Annotated in this window: 6 protein-coding genes; 4 read left to right on the top strand and 2 right to left on the bottom strand. The window is 60.4% G+C overall.

Translation table 11 applies throughout. The features are described from left to right. Positions 1 to 91: 91 nt before the first annotated feature. A complete protein-coding gene (locus tag AD944_RS17035; protein ID WP_052427091.1) occupies positions 92 to 3160 on the bottom strand; it encodes a Hint domain-containing protein in 3069 nt (1022 codons plus the stop codon). Positions 3161 to 3201: 41 nt separating this feature from the next. Beyond that, positions 3202 to 3459: a hypothetical protein gene (locus AD944_RS05145; RefSeq protein WP_052427090.1), complete on the bottom strand. Its 258-nt coding sequence runs from the start codon at positions 3457 to 3459 to the stop codon at positions 3202 to 3204. Positions 3460 to 3684: 225 nt separating this feature from the next. Between AD944_RS05145 and AD944_RS05140 the strand changes: the two genes are divergently transcribed. The 4 genes from AD944_RS05140 to AD944_RS05125 all read left to right on the top strand — a co-directional run bounded on the left by AD944_RS05140 (position 3685) and on the right by AD944_RS05125 (position 6957). Next, positions 3685 to 4371, top strand: a complete 687-nt coding sequence (locus AD944_RS05140) for a LexA family transcriptional regulator (protein WP_045541560.1) — start codon at positions 3685 to 3687, stop codon at positions 4369 to 4371. Positions 4372 to 4499: 128 nt separating this feature from the next. Further along, complete coding sequence (locus AD944_RS05135; protein ID WP_045541559.1) at positions 4500 to 5111, top strand: hypothetical protein; 612 nt, start codon at positions 4500 to 4502, stop codon at positions 5109 to 5111. A gap of 2 nt (positions 5112 to 5113) precedes the next feature. Next, complete coding sequence (locus AD944_RS05130; RefSeq protein ID WP_045541558.1) at positions 5114 to 6070, top strand: hypothetical protein; 957 nt, start codon at positions 5114 to 5116, stop codon at positions 6068 to 6070. Beyond that, a complete protein-coding gene (locus AD944_RS05125; protein WP_045541557.1) occupies positions 6067 to 6957 on the top strand; it encodes a hypothetical protein in 891 nt (296 codons plus the stop codon). Before AD944_RS05130 ends, AD944_RS05125 begins: the two co-directional genes overlap by 4 nt. Positions 6958 to 7014 lie beyond the last annotated feature (57 nt).

Here is a 7014-nt window from a genome sequence, read left to right as displayed (position 1 = left end):
ACCGCACCAATCCCGCGCAGCGGGTTCGTTCTACCCCCCGTAGCTGACGAATTTCTCCTGCCTCATGGAAGGCTACTGACTGGCGTCTTTATTATCCGGCTTGCCGGTTCTCGATATGGTTCCCGAACGCACTTCCAAGGGTTTCGGCCACAACTGCCCGATCGTGGCGTTCGCGAATGAAGCGTCGCCCCGCATGGTCCATTCTGGCGTGCGTCGTCGAGTCATCATGCAAACTGACGATCAGCGCAGCCAGCGCTTCGGCTGTGTCACCGGTCGCATCTGCGAGAGCGGCAGGCAGTTCCATTCCTTCGGTCGCGACATGCGTTGTCACACACGGGACGCCAGCGGCCAGACTGTCCAGAACCTTGCCTTTGATGCCGGCCCCAAAGCGGAGCGGGGCAATGTTGAGACGGACTTTGTCGAACAGAGCCCCGCAGTCACGAACATGGCCGACTGCCTCGACCCCAGGCGCTGCGAGCCGACGAACCCGTTCCGGCATGTCCGCCCCCGCGATAACACACCCGATGTCCGGTCGCTGCCGCCGGACGAGCGGCATGATCTCTTCAGTGAGCCAGATCGCGGCGTCGGTGTTTGGCGCGTGAGAGAAATTACCAAGAAACAGAACTCCGCTCCGTTTTTCAAATGACGGGACCTGTTTCCGGACCACGACAGCCCAGGGAACGACGTGGACTTCCACGCCCGGCACATCGCGCCGGAGGATCGCGGCCTCCACGGTTGAGTGCGTCAGAACGACGTCAGCCTGACGGGCGGCGGCGTATTCTGCATCCCGGACCTGCCGGGCCTTCGCCATCAGTTCCGGCCGTTCCTCGACTGCTGCCTGTCGCGCAATTCTCATATGGTGCAGGTCGGCGACGGCGTAGATCACTCGCGCTTTGGACTGATATTGGCGAACAAGCGGCAGATAGCGCGTCGCAATGTCCTGACGGTGCAGATAAACCAGATCGAAACTCTGGGCCTGTCGCCGCAGAAGATCTTCGACCGAGTTGTAAAAAGGTAATGCGCAGACATCGATATCGTCCATGACCTGAGCTGATGCGCTACCCATTTCATCAGCGGCGACGAACGACACGTCATAGCCGAGCGTCTGAAGGGCAAACATATGCGACAGAATGGCGCACGAGCCGGCGTCACGCCGGGCGTCCGGCATGCGGGCATCAACGACCAGTGCTCTCAAAGCACGGCGCGCCGGAAGCACCAGACCCCGACGGGAGCGCTCACGCTGTGTCGTGTTCCGGATGCGTCCCGACTGATGGTCAGCATGGCTCTGTTTCAGGCGCTCCATCTGTGCGGCCAGAAAAGACAGGACCCGATCGTAACCTTTCGCGTCCTGAACGGAGCTGGTTGCCCTGCGAACAGCCTCTTCAAAATCCGGATCAAACTGGTCGGCCGCCTCCACAATAACTGGCTGGCCCAGCAGGGCTCCGGTGCGCTCGTTCCGCACTTCAATGATCTGGCGCGTCAGAGGTGAGAGGGGTGGGACAAAGAGAAGATCGAACCCACACCGTTCCGGCCCGGCTCCTGCATCGGCCACATCCGGGCGGCGGCCGTTGGCAACGCTCCGTTCTGCAATCGTCCCGTTCACCACGACCTGTATGGCGACTGACTCTCCGGGCCGCGCAGGATCAGAAATCCAGCCACAGATCCGGTCGCGGGAGGCTCTGTCGATATAGCCGCGCATCGTGGCTGACGATGCTGGCACGGCTGACTGTGTAATGAGCCGCTCACCAGCGGCCTGCTGGTCCAGAATCCATGGCGTGTGGCCAAGAAAGTTCCGTGACATGCCGGGATCATCTGCCTGCGCGATTTCGATGACATGCCTCATGTGTGGGGTGAAACCACCCGGCACGACGAAACAGAAACCGCAGTCGGGGCCGACATCCGGACGCGGGCAATCGGCCACGATTTCGGCAATGGCGATTCCATTATCAAACAGGGACAGACGCACCGGTTCCGGAGAGTGCAGGTTTCTGGCCCAGCCCCTGATGACGGTACGCGTCACCTCATCAAGATAGCCTTCGATGGATCTTGCTGACGTTGGCACTGGCGCGATTCCGGCTTCAGCATTCAGGCGCGTACGGATGGCTTCAAGAACGGGCCCTTCCTCAATCCGGGGTGCACAGTAGACTGCCGGTAGCAGCACTGCATCCGGATAGAGTCTTCTGAACTCGGCAGCGTTGTGAAACATGTTCCGGCTGTCATCATCAACGAAACTCTCCGAAGGCGCCCCCTCGGCCAGAAGGACGTCATGGGTTTCCAGTTCAATGTGGAAATAGGTGACTTCATCAATCCGCTCAGCCTGAAGAATGCTGACCCCGTTGATAAGGCAGACCGCTGGTATGAGCACACCTTCCACGGCCATCGCATGCAACGGAGAGACGGACAGGTCACGTCGCGGCAGGCCGTCACCCAGTGCTCCCGCTCGGATGACGATCGGCAGGACGTTCCGGTTGCCTCTGATAAAAGGTCCGGAATACGAACGATGCCCGATCCAGCGGATGGAGCGTAGCGAGCCCGACGCCGTACGCACCCGATCGCCGATGGCGAGATCTTCCACAGCGATCTCGCCCCGTTCGGTCGCGATCAACGTGCCCCGGCAGAAGCAGGGCGTACCGTCGTCGACCGTCAGCAGAACCTGGCTGCCTTCTTCGTCCGAAGGCGCGAGGCCGTATGTGACGGTATCTCCGGCCAGTTCAGACAGAAGGCCGTCATAGGTGGTCTGACCGTAATAGTCTGAGTCGACGCCGCTCTCTACCAGACCTTCCAGTTTTGCGAGGCCCGCAGGGTCCAGAACATACGTGCCATCGTCGGAGGCGTCATATTGGGCGTCCGAAAGCTTGATCTGAGCGCCACCGGAAACCTGTAGATTCTGGATATCAGCCTGAATTGGAACTTCCAGCATCGCGGCCGACTGGACGATGACACTCTGAGCGGCATCCACATCCGCAGAAGCGCCGCTTTCAAGCGTCACTGTGCCAGCCGAGCCATAAATGCCCAGCCGGCCACCGGACTGTACATCGACTTCCGTGGCGTACGAGCCGCCTTCGACGAGGGCATAGCCACCGTTTTCGACGATCACCTGTGAATATGGATTTTCGCTGTCCAGCGTCACGGTCTGGCCAGAGCTTACGACAACAGTCATTTTTCTTCCTGATCGACGAGAGTGAAATTCGGGGGGATTTCCTAAAGTCGTCCAACGTCGCGGCACAGCGCGAGAAGCTGGGCCAGCCTCTGGTCGACGAGAGAGCCAAGCGCCACCAGCCCCTCAAGCGTGCGACCCTCTTCGCTGTCGCCTGGCACGATACTGAGCTGCTGACGCAGAATTCGATGTTCGAGTGTGAGAACCCGTGAAAGACCGAGAAGGCCTGCATAGATTTCTTCGACGCCCGGAGCGGGTGTGTCGGAACTGATGATCGCCTTGCTCTCGTCCATCTTCATCATCGCTCCGTCGACAAATCCACGAGGGTATGCGACGCTTCTGGCACGGTCGATCGCGTCGCAAAGTATCACATCGTCACAATATGATGGAATTAACAAGGTTGCTACAAGCGAAAAAGACTCTATCGCTCATCTTTTCGTGTCCGTCGCGCGAAGGGAGTCGTCATGCGTCCTTTTCAACGCTTGCAAAAAACCGGGCCTGCACGTCCCCGCCGCAGGGGGCGATGCATGTCTGAGGCGGAAAAGCAGGCGATGCGGGAGCGGGGCGAGCGTCTGCGTCAGGCGGCTCAGACCGTGGGCATCACGCATGCCGCGAAGGCAGCGGGGCTCGCCTATACGACGCTCCGGGATTACATGAACGGCCAGGAAATGAAGTTTTCCGCGGCGATTACGCTCGCCCGGGTGTGCGGCGTGTCTCTTGAGTGGCTGGCTTACGGGACGGGTGAACCACAGACGTCTGCGACGTCTTCTTTGCGCGAGGCCGGAAATGACGATGCTCTGGTCAAAGCCCCTGCGCGGGGAGGGTATCAGACTGTCATTCCGTGGCACGAGGCCGCGGGCTTTGGTGAAGATGGGCTTCGGATCAGCAAACACTGGCTCGATTCAACGCTTCCGCGTGATCCCGCGCCCCTGCGGCTGCTGACGGCTGCCGGAGACGCGATGAGTCCAACGCTGAAAGACGGCGATCTGCTCATCGTCGATACGGCCGCAACAACCGTATCCGGCGGGGCTCTTTACGCCCTGAGGCTGGCCGGAGAAACGGTCATCCGGCGTCTCGACCTGCGATTTGACGGCGGCCTTCGCATTCTTGCGGACAATGACCGGTATCCGCCCCAGGATATTGCTCCGGAAGCCGCTGCAACTCTCGGCATTCTCGGCGAAATCGTCTGGTCGGGCGGGGTGCAGCACGACTGAGGGTGTTTTTACAAGGTTGGAATGTTCATATTTCCGATTGTATATAATGTCATCTGACCCTATAGGATAGGGCACGTTCCCGATGATTCTGCCGGGTCGCTGCGCAGGCGGGAACAGTGGAGACCCGCATGTCCCGTCCTGCCTTTCCATTTTCTACCTCGCTGTGTCGTAATACGACTCTGGCCGTTGCGCTTCTGGCTGTTGTCGGCCTGTGTCCCGCGCGTGCTGCGGATGCCATCCCCGCGGCCGGGTGGCAGAGGACCACGCTGTCTTCCCTGCGGCTCTATCCTTCCGCAAAACCAGACACCGTCACCCCCGAAGTCATTCCGGCGTCGGTAGCGGACACTCTGCGGAAAACCGGCCTGCTTGGTCCGGGGCATACGGGCACGACGCTCGTGCAGTATGCCATCTTCGACACCTCGCCCTCGGAGAAGGTGATCGTTTTCACTGACGACGATGCCTGTCCGGCGGAAAATGGCGCGTCCGACCTGGCGCCGACGGTCGGCTGTCCCGTGCATATCGTTGCGGTGCATGCGCAGGGGAGCCTGTCGAAAACCACGGTGTCGAACGGATGCTCGGATCTCACCATCTACCCCGATGAGAACCGGCCTCCGCTGGTGCCAGCACAAAACGGCACATATTACCGGTATGATGCAGCATTCCGCACGATCAGTGCGAAGTCGCTTTATCTCGGACGTTCGTATCCGGACTGTCAGTTCACTGCCAAAGTGCCGCGCTGATCATGTCGTTCCCGGATCTGTGGGCAAGGCTTCGGACCCGTTTCCTCGCCCTGCCTCCTAAAACCCGGCTGATCCTGTGTGGCGTTGCCGGAGCAGGCGCTGCCTGGTGGGTTCTCACGCCGGGGCTCGACAGCCGGCTGCTGAAGCTTGAGCGGGCGCACTATCCAAACGGGCGCCGGTTCGTGATCGGGCATAATAATGTCACCGATTTCTCGGGCTGTCTGCATGGCAGCATCCATTATCCTGGCGTCGATGGATGGCGGGAACCGTTCAGCAATCCGTATGAAGTCGACTGGTTTCCGGACAGCGGTCTGACTGCATCAACCGGCCATGCTTTTGTGTTCTCGGCGTGGCCGGAGAGGCAGGCAGTTCCGGAACTTGAGCAATCTCTTTTAGATTACGGGATTCTTTCCCGCACTTCCGTGCCGATTACACGCGATACCAGAGACGAGGCCGGGCATCGCGTCATTCGCCATGAGACGATGACGTTCTTTCTCGCAAAAGCATGGGACCCGCGTCTGGCGTTCTGCACGAATTATGCGGTCGGTGGCTACCGTCCTCCCCTGGGCAGCGGGGGGATTGAACGGAATGGAAAATACATTCCATCGCGTCTTAGCGACCAGCCAATCCCGGAGGACCCGAAAATAGCCGTTCCCCGTCAGGCGCAATGCGCGACAAGCCAGGTTTCGGGTTTTGTCGTGACCGATACTCCTGTCCGGGTGGACAATGCGGTCCGGCGTGTGCGGGAGGATGGCGAAGTTTTCTATACAGCCACGGTTTATATGCGCCGCGAGATTCCGAAATGGATGCAGACGCCAGCGTTCCGGAGCGCCTATCACGGATCCGCCGCGATTGACCCGGACCGGCTGCATCCGGTCGAGACGGCCTTCCATACCGTCGATGGCAAGCTTCAGTGGGTTGATGAACGGCCCCGGATGACACCGGGAGACCCGGAATGAAAAACAGTCGACTGCTTCTCGTCGGGGGCGCTGCGTTGCTGGCCGCCTTCTGGCTTGGTCATCGGGTGCTCTCGCCCGGGAACGACGACAGGGTCATCGCAGGCGATATTCTTGCCGCCGTAAACGCGCCCCCGGATCCGGCGACGCATGGCAACGCATTCGTCATGAACGCCTGTCTGCGTGCGCCGATTGATCATCCGATGTTTCATGATGAAATGCCCGACACAATGCCAGGCGACCAGAGCTGGGTTCTTGTCAAACCGACCGGTGATTTCGGCATGATGACGCAGGCGGTCTATTTCGGGAGTGTTCATCGCGACAAAGCGCCGGGCACGCCGTTTCTGGCCGGCCTTCTGGAGGGGGGCGCTATTCACCGCGTGCCGGTGGAATGGCTGCGTTTTATCCGCGGGACCGAACGCGCCGGCATCGCGGATCAGCTGAGCGGTATGGCAGGCGATATTCTTCTCGGAACGCCCCCGGATGGCTTCACCTTCCTGACGGAAAAGGTCGAAATGGGCGCGGGCAGGACGCCGGCGATCATCACGGGTCCATCTCCAGAGGAGCCGCGTCCGCAGACGCCACCCGGGATCCGGGCGATCAGCGGGATCTGCTGGCGTCTCAAAGCCGAACGGGTGCTGGAGATCAGCGATGTGCTCCATGAAAGTTCAGGCAGCCGCACTGTCGTCGCAGCGATCATGCGCCGGCCCCGGAATCTGCCGTCCTGGCTGACAGACCCGCGTGTCGCGGGTGCTGGTTATGTGGGGCAGGTTCTGACAACTGACGTGCAGCTTTATCAGTTTCATGACTACGGTGCCGGATGGAAGCTGGATCCGATGCTCTACACCAGTAATCTCGCCGATCTCTCCATGCATCCGGTCGGACCGTGAGCGTCTGCGGGATCCGGACGCTCAGACCGGTATCTTCCCAGGGACATGGCGATCATC

Source organism: Acetobacter tropicalis, from assembly GCF_001580915.1.
Lineage (GTDB): Bacteria > Pseudomonadota > Alphaproteobacteria > Acetobacterales > Acetobacteraceae > Acetobacter > Acetobacter tropicalis.
The sequence above is the reverse complement of the archived record's forward strand: the minus strand, read 5'-3'. Positions and strand labels throughout refer to the sequence as shown.